Here is a 17,898-nt window from a genome sequence, read left to right on the forward strand (position 1 = left end):
AGCTTGGACAACGATGACCGCAACACTTGCAGACCCTGTATCCGAGGTAGTGGCAGCAGCCCAGCGACTACTCACCAAGCGCACCGGGGCACCGGTGACGCTGATCGATCCCGTCGATCTCGGGGGTAGTGGCCAAGCCATCGTGTTGCGAGTGAAGGTGTCCGAGAATCCTTTTCAGCTTCCGCGAACCCTTGTCGTCAAGCAGGTGCGCGATCTTCCCGGAGAATCGGAGCTGCATTCCGAGCTCACCGATGTCGCCGGGTCGAGTGCATTTCTGCGCGAGGCCGCCTCGTACCAGTTCGCGAACGCTCTGGCCACCGACAGCAGGCCGGGACCGGAGCTGCACGCCTACGATCTCGATGCTCGGCTGTTGATTCTGAGCGACCTCGGCGACGCCAGTGCGATCCCCACGCTGCTGCGCAGTTCCGATGCATCGATGGTCACCAACTCGTTGATGGCCATGGCGCAGGCGCTCGGGCGCATGCATGCGGCAACCGTGGGCCGTGAGGACGATTTCGCAGCGTTGCTTCGGCGGGTCGGCCAGCCGGACTCGGCAGACGGGATTTCCGCGCAGATATTCGACGCTCTGGACGCTGTACCCGGCATGCTGACCGGGCTGCTCGGGGTCGGGGCACCACCCGACGTCCTTCTCGAACGAGTGGCGCGCAGCGGGCGGCTGTTCGCGCACGGTGCGTTCCGCGCGTTCAGCCCGTCCGATCTGTGTCCCGACAACATCATCGTCAACGACGAAGGCGTTCGATTCCTCGACTACGAGTGGGGCGGTTTTCGAGACGCCACTCTCGACATCACGTACGCACTGGCGTCGTTCCCGGGATGTTTGTGCAGTTTCGAGCTCTCGCACGATCGAGAGCAGGCCATGATCGACGCGTGGCGTTCGGAGGTAGTCGGCATCTGGCCTGCTTTGGCGGACGACAACGTGCTGGCGACGAAGCTCCTCGACGCGCGTTTGATCTGGGTGTGGCTGACCACGTACTGGTTCCTGCCCGACGATCACACTCGAATTGCGGCGGCGCGCGCGCACCAGCTGTCGGTACCGCGGTCTCAGGCATTGATCTCGCGATGGTCGGTACTCCAGGACAGCGCAGTGCGTTCGGGAGAACCCGTTATCGCGAACTACGCCGAATCGGTCGTGGCAGCTCTGCGCGCGAAGCGGGACCGCTGAGCGCCGACGCGTTCGCCTTTCGTACCGTCGAATCGGTAGCGTTCGACCGGTGAACGGCGGTTTCGGAAGTGACATCTCGGACGACGAGTCGGACGGCGACGGATTGTTCGATCCGCCGGCGGCACCGGATCCGATGATCGACGAGCCGCGTCCGACCTCCACGTACATGCGACCCGACGCACCGCTCGCTGTGCGCATGCGACCGACCACACTCGACGAGGTCGTCGGACAGTCTCATCTGCTGGCACCCGGTGCCCCGTTGCGTCGTCTCGTCGAGGGATCCGGAGCGTCTTCGGTGATGCTGTACGGCCCGCCCGGAACCGGAAAGACCACACTGGCGTCTCTGATCTCGGGCGCGACGGGTCGCAAGTTCGAGGCGTTGTCCGCCCTGTCGGCCGGGGTCAAGGAAGTGCGCTCCGTCATCGAACTCGCTCGACGCCGGCTGTTGTCCGGAGAGCAGACGGTGTTGTTCATCGACGAGGTCCATCGTTTCTCCAAGACTCAGCAGGACGCGTTGCTCGCTGCGGTCGAGAACCGAATCGTGTTGCTCGTGGCCGCCACGACGGAGAATCCGTCGTTCTCGGTGGTGTCACCGCTGCTGTCGAGGTCGCTGGTGCTGCAATTGCAGCCGCTCTCGGCCGAGGACATCGAACTGCTGCTGACCCGAGCGGCCAACGATCCCCGAGGCCTGGACGGGGCGGTGACCATTGCCGAGGACGCGATGGACCACCTCGTGCGGCTCGCCGCCGGTGATGCTCGCCGAGCATTGACGGCCCTCGAGGCGGCAGCGGGTGCCGCAACCGACGGAACGCTGGACCTCGCGACGGTCGAAGCCAGTGTCGACAAGGCTGCAGTGCGCTACGACCGTGACGGTGACCAGCACTACGACGTCATCAGTGCGTTCATCAAATCGATCAGGGGATCCGACGTCGATGCCGCACTTCATTACCTCGCGCGCATGATCACCGCAGGGGAGGACGCCCGCTTCATCGCCCGCCGCCTCGTCGTCCATGCCAGCGAGGACATCGGGATGGCCGATCCCACCGCACTGCAGACGGCCACCGCCGCGGCGAGTGCCGTGCAGATGATCGGGATGCCGGAGGCGCGTCTGGCGCTGGCACAGGCAACCATCCATCTGGCGACAGCGCCGAAGTCCGGCGCCGTGATCGGAGCACTCGGAGCGGCGATGGCCGACGTTGCCGCGGGTAAATCCGGATCGGTTCCTCCGCATCTTCGAGACGGCCATTACAAGGGTGCCCAGGGGTTGGGTAACGCAGTCGGTTACAAATACCCGCACAGCAGTCCGGGCGGCGTGCTGGGGCAGCAGTATCCGCCGGATGAATTGGTGGGCGTGAACTATTACGAGCCCACCGAACACGGTGCCGAGCGCGAAATCGCGACCAGGGTGGGCAAACTGCGGCGGATCATCAGGGGCCGATAGGCCCTCGGTTCGGTACGGGGTCTCGGACGCTAACCTGTATCAGTGCAGACCCATGAGATCCGCAGGCGTTTCCTCGACCATTTCGTGAAGGCGGGACACACCGAAGTACCCAGTGCGTCGTTGATTCTCGACGACCCCAACCTGCTGTTCGTCAACGCGGGCATGGTGCCGTTCGTGCCGTTCTTCCTCGGCCAGCAGACGCCGCCGTACAACACCGCCACCAGCGTGCAGAAGTGCGTCCGCACCCTCGACATCGAGAACGTCGGCATCACCACTCGGCACAACACGTTCTTTCAGATGGCCGGAAACTTCTCGTTCGGCGATTACTTCAAGCGGGACGCGATCAAGCATGCCTGGACCCTGCTGACCGACAGCGTCGAAGACGGTGGCTATGGGTTCGATCCCGAGCGGATCTGGGCCACGGCCTACCTCGACGACGACGAGGCGATCGACCTCTGGAAAGAAATCGCAGGTCTGCCCGACGAACGCATCCAGCGTCGCGGAATGGCCGACAACTACTGGTCCATGGGCATCCCAGGACCCTGTGGACCCTGCTCGGAGATCTACTACGACCGAGGCCCCGAGTTCGGCGCCGAAGGCGGCCCCGAAGCCGACGAGGACCGGTACATCGAAATCTGGAACCTCGTGTTCATGCAGAACGAACGCGGGCAAGGCATCAGCAAGGACGATTTCGAGATCCTGGGCCCACTGCCGAAGAAGAACATCGACACCGGCATGGGCGTCGAGCGTGTGGCATTCCTGCTGCAGGGCGTCGACAACGTGTACGAGACCGATCTCGTGCGACCGGTCATTGCCAAGGCCGAGGAGCTCTCGGGTCGCACCTACGGCAGCAACCACGACGACGACGTCCGTTTCCGGGTGATCGCCGACCACGCGCGCACCGCCGCGCTGCTGATCTCCGATGGAGTCAATCCCGGCAACGACGGCCGCGGCTACGTGCTGCGACGCCTGCTACGCCGCATCGTCCGGTCCGCGCGTCTCCTCGGAGCACCCGACGAGACGATGGCGCAGTTCATCACCGTGGTGCGCGACACCATGGCCGAGTCGTACCCCAACCTGGTCACCGATTTCGATCGCATCCTCACTGTCGCAGTGGGGGAGGAGACCGCCTTCCTCAAGACCCTGACGTCGGGCTCGCGGCTGTTCGAGGGCGCCGCGGAGGCCGTCAAGGCGTCCGGCGCGAAAAAGATCGGCGGTGCCGAAGCCTTCGCTCTGCACGACACGTACGGCTTCCCGATCGACCTGACGCTCGAGATGGCCGCCGAGGCCGGATTGTCGGTGGACGAGGACGGATTCCGATCGTTGATGGCCGAGCAACGCACTCGCGCCAAGGAGGACGCCCGCGCGCGCAAGCATGCGCACGCCGACCTCACCGTCTACAAGGATTTCGTCGACGGTTCGCCGACCGAGTTCACTGGGTTCGACGAACTCGGTTCCGAGGCAACAGTTCTGGCGTTGATCTCAAACGGCGTGCGGGTTCCGACCGCAGTCGCCGGCGACAGCGTGGAGATCATCCTCGATCGCAGCCCGCTGTACGCGGAATCCGGTGGTCAGATCGCCGACATCGGTACCATCACCGCACCCGGCCTGACCGTCAAGGTCAACGACGTGCAGAAGATCGCCAAGAAGGTGTGGACCCACAAGTCCGTGGTCGATGCCGGCCAGATCACCGAGGGCGACATCGTCCGTGTCGACGTCGATCACGCCTGGCGCAAGGGCGCGACCCAAGGGCACTCGGGCACGCACATGGTGCACGCTGCACTGCGTCAGGTGCTCGGACCCAATGCGACGCAGGCAGGCTCGCTGAACAAGCCGGGGTACCTGCGCTTCGATTTCTCCTGGCAGGGCGGATTGTCCGAGGCGCAGCGTGACGACATCGAGAATGTCGCCAACGATGCGGTCGGCTCGGACTACGAGGTAAACACCCTGGTCACCGACCTCGACAGCGCCAAGAAGATGGGGGCCATGGCGCTGTTCGGCGAGAACTACGGCGACGAGGTTCGCGTGGTCGAGATCGGCGGTCCGTTCTCGATGGAACTGTGCGGTGGCACTCACGTCCAACACTCGTCGCAGATCGGTCCGGTCACCATCCTCGGCGAATCCTCGGTCGGTTCGGGAGTACGCCGCGTCGAAGCCTTCGTCGGCCTCGATTCGTACCGCTACCTGGCGAAGGAACGCGCGCTGTTGGCCGGCGTCGCGTCGTCGTTGAAGGTCCCGTCCGAGGAGGTGCCGGCGCGCATCGAGAACCTGGTCGAGCGTCTTCGGGTCGCCGAGAAGGAACTGGAGTCGGTCAAGGCCGCGGCCGTACTGGCCTCGGCGGGAGAGTTCGTCGGTAAGACCGAACGGTTCGGTGACGTGCGAGCAGTCGTCGCGCAGGCACCCGACGGCGTCGGCGGCAACGACCTGCGCACGCTCACCACCGACATTCGCGGCCGACTCGGCATGGATCCGGCCGTGGTCGTGCTGTTCGGCACGGTCGGCGGCAAGGTCCCCTTCGTGGTGTCGGTGAACAAGGCCGCCCAGGAGGCCGGAATCGCGGCCGGTGAGCTGGTCGCGTCGTTCGGCCCCAGCATCGGCGGCCGAGGCGGTGGCAAGCCCGAGCTCGCCCAGGGTTCGGGCTCCGACGTCGCGGGCATCACCGCCGGGATCGACGCCGCTCGGGCGCGATTGACCGAACTCACCACCCACTGACGATCGTGCCGACTCAGGGGCGGGGCCCCGATCGACCCGGTGTCGACGATCCGGGCCGCGGCCGACGCATCGGCATAGACGTCGGAAGCGTTCGCATCGGTATCGCGTCTTCGGACCCCGATGGCGTCCTCGCGACGCCCGTCGAAACGGTGCCGCGGTCCAAGATCAAGGGACCCGATGCGCCGGACGTCGTCCGAGTGGCGGACATCGTTGCCGAGTACGAGGCCGTCGAGGTCGTCATCGGACTGCCTCGCACGTTGCGCGGTGAACGTGGAAGTGCGGTCGACGCGGCGGAGAGGTTCGGCCGTTCCCTGCACAGGCGGTTGGGCGATGTGCCGATTCGTATGGCCGACGAGCGACTGACTACGGTAAGCGCGTCGCGTGCCTTACGGGAGAGCGGTGTGCGCGCGAAGGATCAGCGTTCGGTCATCGACCAGGCCGCCGCGGTAGCAATACTGCAGGGCTGGCTCGACGAACGACGGGCCGCGGCGCACCGGGCAACGACGAATTCTGGATCGACGGAGGTCGACGAGTGAGCAACCATGGGTCCGATGATCGGGGTCGACGGCGGGTGGCCCCGGACGAGGCTCACACCGATCCGATCGGGTATCGCGTGGACGAGGGCAGTGAGTTCCACCGGAGCGTGAGTCGGTCCCGGCCGCCGCAACGCAGTGAACCGCATACGCAGGGCACCCGCCGCGCGGACCGCGAGGCTGTCGGCGGTCCGGCAGTGGATCCAGATGCCGGTGCGATGCCGCAGGCTGTCGGCCGGAGCCGCGCCGCCGGTCGCCGGGAACGCGCTGCGTCCAGCCGGAAGCGTCGCGGCCGGGTCGTCGCTCTGGTTCTCGGACTGCTGTTGGTCGTCGCCGTGGCAGGAGGGGGGTACTTCGCAGTGAACAAGTTCGGTAATCGAACGACACCGAACGAGGACTTCGCGGCCGGGTCGTCCGGTGACGGAGTCGTGATTCAGGTCCATCCCAACGACACCGCCCAGCAGATCGGCACCGAGGCTGCGGACAAGGGCGTGGTGGCGAGTTCCGGAGCGTTCCTCGAAGCTGCTCTGCAGAACAATGCGATCACGTCGGTTCAGCCGGGCTTCTACCTTCTCACCAGCGGTGTTCCGGCTTCCCGAGCAGTCGACGAGTTGGTGGATCCTGCCTCGCGGGTGGGAAACATGGTCATCTCCGAGGGGCGTCAACTCCACGACGCGAGAGACGTGAACACCGGTTCGGTCAAGAAGGGGATCTACACCCTGATCTCCGAGGCCAGCTGCGTGGATCGGACCGGCAGCGGCAGTCCGACGTGCATCAGCTACGACGATCTCAACGCAGCAGGAGCGGTCGACGATCCGGCAGCCCTGGGAGTGCCGCAGTGGGCAACCGACCGCGTCGAGGGCGTGCCGGACCGAGACCGGCAGCTCGAAGGTCTGATCGCCGCCGGAACGTGGGACTTCGATCCCAGCGCCGCTCCTGAGGACATCCTGAAGCAATTGGTGTCCGAGAGCGCCACCCGCTACGAGGAGACCGGAATCCTCACCGCGGGCAGCAACTCCGGACTGACCCCGTACGACACACTCGTCGCGGCCTCGCTGGTGGAGCGTGAATCCCTGCCGCAGGACTTCAGCAAAGTGGCGCGGGTCATCCTCAACCGTCTCGCGGTGCCGCAGAAGCTCGAATTCGACTCGACGGTCAACTACTCGCTCGACACCACCGAGGTGGCCACCACCGACGCCGATCGCGCCACGGTGACGCCCTGGAACACCTATGCCAGCGAAGGGCTGCCCGCCACTCCGATCTCGTCCCCGAGCATCGGTGCGGTACAGGCCGTCGAGATGCCGGCCGACGGAGACTGGCTGTACTTCGTCACCATCAACCAGGCTGGGGAGACGCTGTTCACCCGCAGCTACGACGAGCACCTGGCCAACATCGGCAAAGTGGAAGCCGGCTTCCTCGACAGCGGCCGCTGACGTGCGGGCCGCCGTACTCGGCAGCCCGATCGAGCACTCGAAATCACCGGTGCTCCATCGGGCGGCCTACCGCGCCCTCGGCCTCGACGAGTGGACCTACGACCGTATCGAGTGCACGGCCGAGCAACTTCCCGCGCTGCTGGACGGTTTCGGGCCGGATTGGGTCGGCGTATCGGTGACGATGCCCGGCAAGGTCGCCGCACTGGCGTACGCGTCGGAACGCACCGAACGCGCCGTCCTGGCCGGGTCGGCGAACACTCTGCTGCGAACGGCGTCGGGATGGCGGGCGGACTGCACGGATGTGGACGGCGTTGTCGGTGCCTTGCGAGATGCGGGAATCGACGATCTGTCCGGTGCCGCCGTGACGGTGGTGGGTGCAGGCGGTACGTCCAGACCGGCGATCGTGGCCCTGGCCGCGTTGCGTGCCGCGTCGGTCACGGTGGTGGCACGGTCTGCCGATCGTGCGACAGCCACTCTGGACTGCGCGGTGGCCGCCGGGTTGCGCGCCGACTTCGTGCAGTTGACCGATTCCGGACTCGCGGACGTCGCGGCGGCGTCGGCCGTGTTGGTCAGCACCGTCCCCGCAGCCGGGGTTGCCCCCTTCGCCGCGGCTCTCGGCCGGGCACCCCTCGTACTCGATGCGATCTACGACCCCTGGCCGACCGCTCTGGCCGCTGCGGTCGACGACGCCGGCGGAACCGTCATCAGCGGACTGTCGATGCTGCTCAACCAGGCCTACGGGCAGGTAGAGCAATTCACCGGTATGCCGGCACCCAGATCGGCCATGCGAGAGGCGCTCGGCGTCGTTCGGTAGCCGCGTCTGTAGTCGGCCGACCAGCAACCTCCATCGGTGCCCGTCGATCATCGGTTGTGCACAGGGCGACGGTTGTACACAGGTCTTTTCGTGACCTGGGCTGTGCGCGCAACTCGATTCGTCTCGGTGCGACGCTTCGAGCCATGTGGAGTGTGGGTGTCGCCGCCACGGTCGGTGCTGTCGCCGGTGTGGTGCTGCGTGTCGTGTTGCGTCGATGGCAGCCGCGTTTTCTACCGGCGCTGTGTGTCCTCGGATCCGGGTGGGCGTGGTGGAGGTTCGGGGGGAGCGCGCATGCCGCGTCGTGGGGGCTGATTTCCTGGTGCGTGCTGACGTGGTGGTTCGCAGCGCTGATCGCCGTCGACCTGCGGTGTCGCCGGTTACCGAACGTGTTGACCGTTCCCGGTGCCGTCGTGGTTCCGGCAGTGCTGGTGGCGACGGGTTCGGCTCAGGCTCTGCTGGGCGGGGCGCTGCTGTTCGCCGTCTACCTCGTGGTTCATCTCGTCGCGCCGGGGGCGTTCGGCGCGGGCGACGTCAAGCTCGCCTGGTCCGTAGGTTCCCTCGCGTGCCTGGGTGGTACACCCGGGTGGACCGTCGCGGCGGTTGCGGCGCCGGTGGCCACAGCCGTGGTGGGATCGATTGCGGCGGCCTGCGGATACCGCCGTGCGCGCATCGCGCACGGGCCGTCGATGTGCGCGGCCACCCTGCTGGCAGTTGCGGCGGCCACGACGTGAAAAGATGTTCGAGTGCTGCGCTGGATAACTGCCGGAGAATCCCACGGACCCGCTCTCGTCGCCATTCTCGAAGGAATGGTCGCGGGAGTCGAGGTGACCTCGGACGACATTGCTCGCCAACTCGCTCGCCGTCGCCTCGGCTACGGCCGCGGTGCCCGTATGAAGTTCGAAGCGGACAAGGTGACCCTCACCGGTGGTGTTCGACACGGCCGGACCATGGGCGGGCCGGTGGCGATCGAGGTCGGCAACACCGAATGGCCGAAGTGGGAGCAGGTGATGTCGGCCGACCCCGTCGACGAAGCCGTCCTGGCCGATCTGGCCCGCAACTCTCCGCTGACTCGGCCTCGGCCCGGGCATGCCGACTTCTCCGGGATGCTCAAGTACGGCTTCGACGACGCACGTCCAGTGCTCGAGCGCGCCAGTGCGCGTGAGACCGCGGCGCGTGTAGCAATCGGAACGGTTGCGCGACTGTTCCTGAAGCAGGCGTTCGGCGTCGACGTCGTCTCGCACGTGATCTCCATCGGTGCCTCGGATCCCTATGTCGGCCCGCCGCCCGCGGGCGCGGACATCGATGCCATCGACGAGTCTCCGGTGCGGGCCTTCGACAAGGCCACAGAGGAGTCCATGATCGCGGAGATCGAAGCCGCGAAGAAGGACGGCGACACCCTCGGCGGCATCGTCGAGGTGGTCGTGCACGGACTCCCGGTCGGCCTCGGCTCGTTCGTCTCGGGTGAACGCAAGCTCGACGCCAGACTTGCAGCTGCGCTGATGGGTATTCAGGCAATCAAGGGTGTCGAGGTCGGTGACGGTTTCGAGACCGCACGTCGACGCGGCAGCGTCGCACACGACGAGATCAAGCCAGGGCCCGACGGAGTTCTCCGCTCTACGAACCGTGCAGGCGGGATCGAAGGTGGAATGACCAACGGTGAGGCGCTGCGGGTGCGTGCCGCGATGAAACCGATCTCCACGGTTCCCCGTGCTCTGTCGACGGTGGACATGTCGACCGGTGACGAAGCTGTGGCCATTCACCAGCGCTCGGACGTGTGCGCTGTTCCGGCCGCCGGAGTTGTGGCGGAGACGATGGTTGCCCTCGTGATCGCGCAGGCCGCGTTGGAGAAGTTCGGTGGAGATTCGCTGGCGGAGACGACGAGCAACGTCGACCACTACGTGAAGGGCACCGCCGCCCGACCCCCGCGATGAGCCCGTACGCGGTCCTCGTCGGACCGCCGGGTGCAGGAAAATCGACCATCGGACGGCGGTTGGCCCAGGCGTTGAATCTGGATCTGTTCGATACCGACGTGGCCATCGAGCGAGACACCGGGCGAACGATCGCCGATATCTTCTCGCACGACGGTGAGCCTGCATTTCGCGAGATCGAGGAGCGGATCGTCGCCGGTGCGCTGGCCTCGCACGACGGCATCGTCTCTCTCGGCGGCGGAGCCGTGTTGTCGGCTGCGACCCGAAAGCTGCTCGCCGCGCACACTGTTGTGTATCTGGAAATCAGTGTGTCGGAAGGGCTTCGGCGAACCGGAGCCAACACGTCTCGGCCGTTGCTCGCCGGCCCGGATCCACGTGCCAAGTATCAGGAATTGATGCGTCACCGCCGCCCCCTCTATCGCTCGGTTGCCACCGTGCGAGTGCGGACGGACAGTCGCAGTCCGGCCCGAGTCGTGGGCCAGCTGGTGGCCAAGCTCACTGCGCTCGCACCTGCGCCCGTCCGTGAAGTGAACGACGAAACCCCCAGTAGATGAAGGTGATTCGATGACAGAGCCCGTACGCGTCCAGGTCGAGAGTGCCAACCCGTACCCGGTGATCATCGGCCGAGGCCTGTTGACGGACCTCGTCGACGAGCTCGCCGGAACCGCGACGGTCGCGATCTTCCACCAGCCACCGCTGGCCGAGACGGCAGAAGCGGTACGAGCAGCGTTGGCGGACAAGGGGATCGATGCACACCGCATCGAAATTCCGGATGCAGAGGACGGCAAGGACCTCGCAGTCGCCGGATTCTGCTGGGAGGTGCTCGGACGCATCGGCCTGACCAGAAGTGACGCCATCGTCTCGCTCGGCGGCGGCGCGGCCACCGATCTCGCCGGTTTCGTCGCGGCGACGTGGATGCGTGGCGTGCGAATCGTCCACGTTCCGACGACTCTGCTGGCCATGGTCGACGCCGCCGTCGGCGGAAAAACCGGCATCAATACCGATGCCGGCAAGAATTTGGTCGGCTCGTTCCACGAACCGGCCGCGGTGCTGGTCGACCTCGCGACACTCGAGACCGTGCCGAAGAACGAGATCGTGTCGGGCCTGGCCGAGGTGATCAAGACCGGCTTCATCGCCGACCCGGTGATTCTGGACATCATCGAAGCAGATCCCGCTTCGGCGCTCGATCCGACCGGCGACGTATTGCCGGAGCTCATCAGACGGTCCGTAGAAGTCAAGGCCAGGGTCGTGGCCGCCGATCTGCGGGAATCGAATCTACGGGAGATCCTCAACTACGGTCACACCCTCGCCCACGCCATCGAGCGGCGTGAGCAGTACCGCTGGCGTCACGGCGCCGCAGTGTCGGTCGGTCTCGTGTTCGCCGCCGAGCTCGGTCGTCTGGCCGGTCGGCTCGACGACGCGACCGCAGACCGCCATCGGGCGATCCTCGAATCGGTCGGCTTGCCGGTGAGCTACGACGAGCACGCGTTCGCCGACCTGCTCAAGGGAATGCAGACGGACAAGAAGAACCGGGCCGGCTTGCTTCGCTTCGTCGTCCTGGACGGATTGGCCAAGCCCGGTCGCCTCGAGGGCCCGGACCCGGCTCTGCTCGTCGCTGCCTTCTCGGCCGTGGGTCGCGAGGCTCCGGCGGCCGGTGGTTCCGCCATCATGTTGTAGACCTGGGTGCTGTACGCCTGGGACACCCTCCGAACACACAACGGGCGGTGGTCGATGCACACACTGCATCGACCACCGCCCGTTGGACGTGTGCCGAGTGGATCAGGAGCCGTCGGCGCTCCCGTGGCGGTTGCTGCGCTTGTCCATCCGGGGCTTGCCGTCGGCGTCGACAGCCGAGAAGACCTCGGTGTCGGCCTCGCCGTGCTCGGGTGCCCATTGCGGTTCGGCCTGCGACCGCGTGCCCGCCTGGTCTGCCCGCTCGGCCGAGCGGGCGTTCACGAGCTGGCGCTCGTGCGTGCGCTCGGCGTCGGAGGCGGCCAACTTCTTCTTCGCCTCGCGGTTGACGATCTGCCTGCCGACGAACATCGCGATGCTCGCGACGACGAAGACCGTCAGGATCGTGAACGCCGCGCCCGAGGTCAGCTCGAAGATCAGTCCGTTCTGGCCCAGGCTGAAGTCGACGAAGAAATCGATGATCCAACTGAGCAGTCCGGCGAGCAGCCCGCCGACCACAGCAGCCTTGAGCCAGACCATCGTCAGGTCCTCGCCCTTGTCCGGGTCGGGGTTCCTGCGTCGGTCGCGGATCCCGTCGATGCCGGCCCAGACGGCAATGACGAGCACGACGAGGGCATACGCCACCCATCGCAGCGCCGAACCGCTCAGAGGCCACATCGACACCGCTGCCCCCAGCAGCAATCGAGCGACGACGTTGATCAAAGCCATACCTATGCCACGCACTGCCCACCCAGTCATGCGGCACAGCATATCCGCACGTGGCCGGTTGTGTGTCGGGGCCCACAGGTTCGCCGTGGGGGCGGCGCAGCCGAGGCTTCCGATCCGTTGCCGGCCGACCAGTAATGTCGGGAACATGTCTGCTGATTTCGGTGCCCGCCGCGGTGCCTTGCGAGAGCTGTTGACCCAGGACGGCCTCGACTCGATTCTGATCACCGACCTGCTCAATGTGCGCTACCTGACCGGCTTCACCGGTTCCAATGCCGCGCTGCTCGTGTCGACCGGTGGTGACGAGCGAACAGTGATCTGCACCGACGGCCGCTACGTCACCCAGGTCGCCGAGCAGGTTCCGGATCTGCGCGCGGAGATCGACCGGGCTTCGGCGCTGCACCTGCTCGGTGCCGGTATATCCGGTCGCGGCACCCGTGTCGGCTTCGAGAGTCATGTGGTCACGGTCGATGCCCATCGTGCGTGGGCTCAGCTCGACGGCGGCCTCGAACTGGTGCGTGCGCCCGGAGTCGTGGAATCGCTGCGCATGGTCAAGGACGAGTACGAGGTGGGTGTGCTTCGAGACGCGTGCCGCGCCGCCGACGACGCGCTCGCCGAGCTTCTGAGCGGCGGCGGGATTCGCGCGGGCCGGACCGAGCGCGAAGTGGCTCGCGAGCTCGAATCGCTGATGCTCGATCACGGAGCCGACTCCGTCTCGTTCGAGACCATCGTTGCCGCCGGGGCGAACTCCGCGGTGCCGCATCACCGGCCGACCGACGCCGTACTGGCCGAGGGGGACTTCGTGAAGCTGGACTTCGGCGCGCTGGTGGCCGGATACCACTCGGACATGACGCGCACCTTCGTCATCGGCGAGCCGGCGCAGTGGCAGCGGGAGCTGTACGAACTGGTGCAGCGGTCGCAGGCCGCAGGCCGAGAGGCGCTGGCACCCGGTATCGAGACCGCCTCGGTCGACGCTGCATCGCGGTCGGTCATCGAGGAGGCAGGGTACGGCGAGTACTTCCTGCACGGGCTCGGTCACGGAGTCGGCCTCGAAATTCACGAAGCGCCGGGAATCGCGAAGTCGAGCACCGGTACACTGCTGAGCGGTGCAGCGGTCACCGTCGAACCGGGTGTCTACTTCTCCGGCCGCGGCGGCGTTCGGATCGAGGACACACTCGTCGTTCGCGACGAGGGTCCGGAACTGCTCACCCTGACAAGCAAGGAACTCACGTCCGTCTAGCGCGCGGGCGGGAGCGAATCCCGCACGTGACCGACGGCGCGTCACGCGCACAAACGATTGAGGAGACGCGAAGCAAGTGGCTTCCACCAGCGATTTCAAGAACGGACTGGTTCTCAACCTGGAGAACCAGCTGTGGTCGATCATCGAATTTCAGCACGTCAAGCCCGGTAAGGGGCCTGCGTTCGTGCGAACCAAGCTCAAGAACGTGCTGTCGGGCAAGGTCGTCGACAAGACGTTCAACGCCGGTGTGAAGGTCGAGACCGCAACGGTCGACCGACGCGACATGACGTACCTCTACCACGACGGTAGCGACTACGTGTTCATGGATGCCGACACCTACGACCAGCTCTCCATCGGTGAGGCGACCGTCGGCGACGGTGCGCGATTCCTGCTCGAGAACCTCCGCGTCCAGGTCGCGATGCACGAGGGCGTTCCGCTGTACGTCGAGCTTCCCGTCACCGTCGAGCTCGAGGTCAAGCACACCGACCCCGGCTTGCAGGGAGACCGCTCGACCGGTGGCACCAAGCCGGCCACGCTCGAGACCGGAGCCGAGATCTCGGTGCCGTTGTTCATCAACACCGGCGACAAGCTCAAGGTCGATTCCCGTGACGGCAACTACCTCGGGCGTGTGAACTCCTAACGTGTCATCGAAGAAGTCGACATCCTCCGGTTCGCAGAACGGCGTCCCCGGCGCGAAGAAGCTGGGTGCGCGCCACAAGGCCCGCAAGCGTGCCGTGGATTTCCTGTTCGAGGCAGAAGCGCGCAACGTCGACCCGGTGAATCTGACCAGCGAACGGATCGAACTCGCCCGCGGCGACGACACGATCGCACCGGTCAGTGAGTACACCTCCACACTGGTCGAGGGGGTGGCGGAGAACCTGGACCGACTCGACGGCGTGATCGCCGATCATCTCAAGGACTGGACGATCGGCCGCCTGCCCGCGGTCGATCGGGCGATCTTGCGGGTCGCGGTGTGGGAGCTCTTCCACGCCACCGACGTCCCACCGGTCGTCGCTGTCGACGAAGCGGTGGAGCTCGCCAAGCAACTGTCCACCGACGATTCGCCGGGCTTCGTCAACGGTGTACTCGGCCAAATCGTGCTCGTGGCACCGCAGGTTCGCGCGGCTGCGGCTGCTGTGTCGTCGCGTACCCAGGCCGCAGGCCCGGACGATACGACGGTCGACTCCGATCAGTGACACACCCGTCCACGGGAGTGTGACCGAACGCTCTGCGATCCTGGTGAGTCCGGTTCGCAGGGCGTTGCTAGGCTTTGTGCAGTTCTAGAGTCAGACATCCTTTAACGATCCGTCCAGAGAGGCGGAGAAGGAGGTCGTAGTTTGCCTGCGCCCGAAAGTTCATCCGCCGATCCTGCCGTCCGTGAGCTGCTGTCCGCGGCCGATGTAGGTCGGACCATCTCTCGCATGGCTCACCAGATCATCGAGAAGACCGCGCTCGACGCCCCCGACTCACCGCGTGTCGTGCTGCTGGGCATTCCCACTCGCGGCACCACTCTGGCCGAGCGTCTCGCCGAACGTATCGAGGCGTTCTCCGGCGTGCGGCCCCCTCTCGGCTCACTCGACATCACCCTGTACCGCGACGATCTGCGCAACAAACCGCACCGTCCACTCGAACGCACCTCGGTGCCCACCGGCGGAGTGGACGATGCTCTGGTCGTTCTGGTCGACGACGTGCTGTTCTCGGGCAGAACAGTCCGCTCCGCGCTCGATGCGCTACGGGATCTCGGTCGTCCTCGCGCCGTGCAGCTGGCGGTTCTCATCGACCGCGGTCACCGCGAGCTTCCCCTTCGCGCGGACTACGTGGGTAAGAACGTTCCCACCGCGCGCACCGAAGACGTCTCGGTACTGCTGTCCGAGCACGACGGGCGGGACGGCGTCAGCTTGTCCGAAGGAGGATCGGCGCGATGAAACACCTGCTGTCGGTCGCCGACCTCACCGCAGAATCCGCCACCGAACTACTCGACGAGGCCGAACGTTTCGAGCAGGCACTGCTCGGTCGCGAAGTCAAGAAGCTGCCGACATTGCGCGGCCGGACGATCATGACCGTCTTCTTCGAGAACTCCACCCGAACACGGGTGTCGTTCGAGGTCGCGGGCAAATGGATGAGTGCCGACGTGATCAACGTCAGCGCCAGTAGTTCGTCGGTATCCAAGGGGGAGTCCCTCCGCGACACTGCGATGACCCTGCGCGCGGCCGGTGCCGACGCACTCATCGTGCGCCACCCTGCGTCCGGTGCTGCTCACCAGATCGCTCGGTGGACCGCCGATCAGGGGGCTGGCCTCGATGGTCGTTCCGCAGGCTCCACTCCTGGCGGCGGTCCGGCGGTCATCAATGCGGGCGACGGTACCCACGAACACCCGACTCAGGCGTTACTCGACGCTCTGACGGTCCGACAACGCCTGGGCGATATCGCCGGTCGCCGCATCGCGATAGTCGGCGATGTTCTGCACAGCCGGGTAGCGCGATCGAATGCAATTCTCCTGTCCACCCTCGGAGCCGACGTCGTGCTGGTAGCGCCGCCGACTCTGCTGCCGGTCGGTGTCGGGGGCTGGCCGGTTCGGGTCTCGCACGACATCGACGCCGAGCTACCCGGGTTGGATGCGGTGCTGATGCTTCGCGTGCAGGCCGAGCGGATGAACGGCGGGTTCTTTCCGTCGGCGCGGGAGTACTCGATCACGTACGGGCTCTCACAGCGCCGACTCGACTTGCTGCCCGAGCACGCCGTGGTGCTGCATCCGGGGCCGATGCTGCGCGGTATGGAGATCGCGTCCTCGGTGGCCGAATCACCCAAAACCGCAGTCTTGCAACAGGTTACGAATGGAGTTCACGTGCGGATGGCAGTCCTGTTCCGATTGCTGGTCGGTTCGGACGGGGGAGCATCATGACCGCTCCGGCACCGTCGGTATTGCTGCGCGGAGTCCTGCTGTACGGCGAGGGCCCCGAAACGAACGTCCTGATCACCGGCGAGGAGATCGTCGAGATAGGGCCCGATGTCGACGCCGACGGCGCCGACGTGGTCGAGGCGCGCGGCCAGGTTCTGCTGCCCGGATTCGTCGACATGCACACCCATCTGCGGGAGCCCGGCCGGGAAGACACCGAGACCATCGAATCCGGCTCCGCCGCAGCTGCTCTCGGCGGGTACACCGCCGTGTTCGCGATGGCCAACACCTCGCCGGTCGCGGATTCGGTCGTCGTGACCGACCATGTGTGGCGCCGCGGACAGGAAGTCGGACTCGTCGATGTCCACCCCGTCGGAGCCGTCACCGTGGGGCTGAAAGGCAAGCAGTTGGCCGAGATGGCCACGATGGCAGCCGGGGTCGGTCGGGTCAAGATGTTCTCCGACGACGGCCACTGCGTCGACGACCCACTGATCATGCGTCGCGCACTGGAGTACTCGAGTTCGCTCGGAGTGTTGATCGCCCAGCATGCGGAAGAGCCACGATTGACCGTCGGTTCGGTCGCTCACGAGGGTCCGAACGCCGCCCGGCTCGGTCTCACCGGATGGCCCCGTGCCGCCGAGGAATCGATCGTTGCACGTGATGCCCTGCTCGCTCGGGATGCGAATGCGCGCGTACACATCTGCCATGCCTCCACTGCCGGCACCGTCGAGCTGCTGAAATGGGCTCGGGGGCAGGGTATTTCGATCACCGCCGAGGTGACGCCCCATCACCTGCTCCTCGACGACTCGCGTCTGGAGACGTACGACGCCGTCAACAAGGTGAACCCGCCGTTGCGCGAGAAGTCCGACGTGGACGCGTTGCGCAAGGGACTGGCCGACGGTGTGATCGATTGCGTGGCAACCGATCACGCACCGCATGCCGAGCAGGACAAATGCTGTGAGTTCTCCATCGCCCGGCCCGGAATGCTCGGACTGGAGACCGCACTGTCGATCGTCGTCGACACGATGGTGAACCCGGGTCTGCTGGACTGGCGCGGTGTGGCGAGAGTCATGAGCGAACGTCCGGCCGAGATCGTCGGCCTCGCCGATCAGGGCCGTCCGATCGGGGTGGGCGAAATCGCCAACCTGACGCTGGTCGATCCGAAGGCCGACTGGACGGTGTCGGGCAAGAAGCTCGCGAGCATCGCACACAACACACCGTTCGAGGACATGAGCTTCTCGTCCAAGGTGACCACCACCGTCTTCCGTGGACGTATCACCGTCCGCGACGGAGTCGTGGCGAACAGGGCAGGGGAGTAGAG

Annotated in this window: 17 protein-coding genes; 16 read left to right on the forward strand and 1 reads right to left on the reverse strand. The window is 66.0% G+C overall.

Going from position 1 to position 17,898, the window contains the following annotated elements; genetic code table 11:
* Positions 1-13: 13 nt before the first annotated feature.
* The 10 genes from E4P29_RS14270 to aroB all read left to right on the forward strand — a co-directional run bounded on the left by E4P29_RS14270 (position 14) and on the right by aroB (position 11,721).
* Positions 14-1,183: a kinase gene (locus E4P29_RS14270; RefSeq protein ID WP_135045618.1), complete on the forward strand. Its 1,170-nt coding sequence runs from the start codon at positions 14-16 to the stop codon at positions 1,181-1,183.
* A 49-nt stretch (positions 1,184-1,232) separates the two neighbouring features.
* A complete protein-coding gene (locus E4P29_RS14275; protein ID WP_135045619.1) occupies positions 1,233-2,624 on the forward strand; it encodes a replication-associated recombination protein A in 1,392 nt (463 codons plus the stop codon).
* A gap of 42 nt (positions 2,625-2,666) precedes the next feature.
* Complete coding sequence (gene alaS / locus E4P29_RS14280) at positions 2,667-5,336, forward strand: alanine--tRNA ligase (protein WP_135045621.1); 2,670 nt, start codon at positions 2,667-2,669, stop codon at positions 5,334-5,336.
* A gap of 2 nt (positions 5,337-5,338) precedes the next feature.
* On the forward strand, positions 5,339-5,872 hold the full coding sequence (ruvX, locus tag E4P29_RS14285) for a Holliday junction resolvase RuvX (RefSeq protein WP_135045623.1): 534 nt from the start codon (positions 5,339-5,341) through the stop codon (positions 5,870-5,872).
* Positions 5,869-7,302 (forward strand): endolytic transglycosylase MltG, encoded by a 1,434-nt coding sequence (locus tag E4P29_RS26365; protein ID WP_135045625.1) that lies wholly within the window; start codon positions 5,869-5,871, stop codon positions 7,300-7,302. The genes ruvX and E4P29_RS26365 overlap by 4 nt, the downstream gene beginning before the upstream one ends.
* A gap of 1 nt (position 7,303) precedes the next feature.
* Complete coding sequence (locus E4P29_RS14295) at positions 7,304-8,116, forward strand: shikimate dehydrogenase (protein WP_135045627.1); 813 nt, start codon at positions 7,304-7,306, stop codon at positions 8,114-8,116.
* Between the two features lie 143 nt (positions 8,117-8,259).
* Complete coding sequence (locus E4P29_RS14300) at positions 8,260-8,847, forward strand: A24 family peptidase (RefSeq protein WP_135045629.1); 588 nt, start codon at positions 8,260-8,262, stop codon at positions 8,845-8,847.
* 12 nt (positions 8,848-8,859) lie between these two features.
* On the forward strand, positions 8,860-10,047 hold the full coding sequence (aroC, locus tag E4P29_RS14305) for a chorismate synthase (RefSeq protein ID WP_135045631.1): 1,188 nt from the start codon (positions 8,860-8,862) through the stop codon (positions 10,045-10,047).
* Positions 10,044-10,598 (forward strand): shikimate kinase, encoded by a 555-nt coding sequence (locus E4P29_RS14310; protein WP_135045633.1) that lies wholly within the window; start codon positions 10,044-10,046, stop codon positions 10,596-10,598. The genes aroC and E4P29_RS14310 overlap by 4 nt, the downstream gene beginning before the upstream one ends.
* A gap of 10 nt (positions 10,599-10,608) precedes the next feature.
* On the forward strand, positions 10,609-11,721 hold the full coding sequence (gene aroB / locus E4P29_RS14315; RefSeq protein WP_135045634.1) for a 3-dehydroquinate synthase: 1,113 nt from the start codon (positions 10,609-10,611) through the stop codon (positions 11,719-11,721).
* 102 nt (positions 11,722-11,823) lie between these two features.
* On the opposite strand, the gene E4P29_RS14320 is transcribed toward aroB, so the two are convergent.
* The gene (locus E4P29_RS14320; protein ID WP_135045636.1) at positions 11,824-12,474 is read right to left on the reverse strand and encodes a B-4DMT family transporter; all 651 of its coding nucleotides are present in this window, start codon (positions 12,472-12,474) and stop codon (positions 11,824-11,826) included.
* Positions 12,475-12,589: 115 nt separating this feature from the next.
* Here E4P29_RS14320 and E4P29_RS14325 point away from each other — a divergent pair, with 115 nt between their 5' ends.
* The 6 genes from E4P29_RS14325 to E4P29_RS14350 all read left to right on the forward strand — a co-directional run bounded on the left by E4P29_RS14325 (position 12,590) and on the right by E4P29_RS14350 (position 17,896).
* The gene (locus E4P29_RS14325) at positions 12,590-13,681 is read left to right on the forward strand and encodes a Xaa-Pro peptidase family protein (RefSeq protein WP_135045638.1); all 1,092 of its coding nucleotides are present in this window, start codon (positions 12,590-12,592) and stop codon (positions 13,679-13,681) included.
* A gap of 76 nt (positions 13,682-13,757) precedes the next feature.
* Positions 13,758-14,321: an elongation factor P gene (gene efp, locus E4P29_RS14330; RefSeq protein WP_027496978.1), complete on the forward strand. Its 564-nt coding sequence runs from the start codon at positions 13,758-13,760 to the stop codon at positions 14,319-14,321.
* A 1-nt stretch (position 14,322) separates the two neighbouring features.
* On the forward strand, positions 14,323-14,877 hold the full coding sequence (gene nusB / locus E4P29_RS14335) for a transcription antitermination factor NusB (protein ID WP_135045640.1): 555 nt from the start codon (positions 14,323-14,325) through the stop codon (positions 14,875-14,877).
* 141 nt (positions 14,878-15,018) lie between these two features.
* Positions 15,019-15,606, forward strand: coding sequence for a bifunctional pyr operon transcriptional regulator/uracil phosphoribosyltransferase PyrR (pyrR, locus tag E4P29_RS14340; protein WP_135045642.1), 588 nt, complete (start codon positions 15,019-15,021; stop codon positions 15,604-15,606).
* Positions 15,603-16,583: an aspartate carbamoyltransferase catalytic subunit gene (locus tag E4P29_RS14345; RefSeq protein WP_135045644.1), complete on the forward strand. Its 981-nt coding sequence runs from the start codon at positions 15,603-15,605 to the stop codon at positions 16,581-16,583. Before pyrR ends, E4P29_RS14345 begins: the two co-directional genes overlap by 4 nt.
* A complete protein-coding gene (locus E4P29_RS14350; RefSeq protein WP_135045646.1) occupies positions 16,580-17,896 on the forward strand; it encodes a dihydroorotase in 1,317 nt (438 codons plus the stop codon). The genes E4P29_RS14345 and E4P29_RS14350 overlap by 4 nt, the downstream gene beginning before the upstream one ends.
* The last annotated feature ends 2 nt before the right edge of the window (positions 17,897-17,898 follow it).

The sequence above is a fragment of the Rhodococcus sp. 1R11 genome (assembly GCF_004563845.1).
GTDB lineage: Bacteria > Actinomycetota > Actinomycetes > Mycobacteriales > Mycobacteriaceae > Rhodococcoides.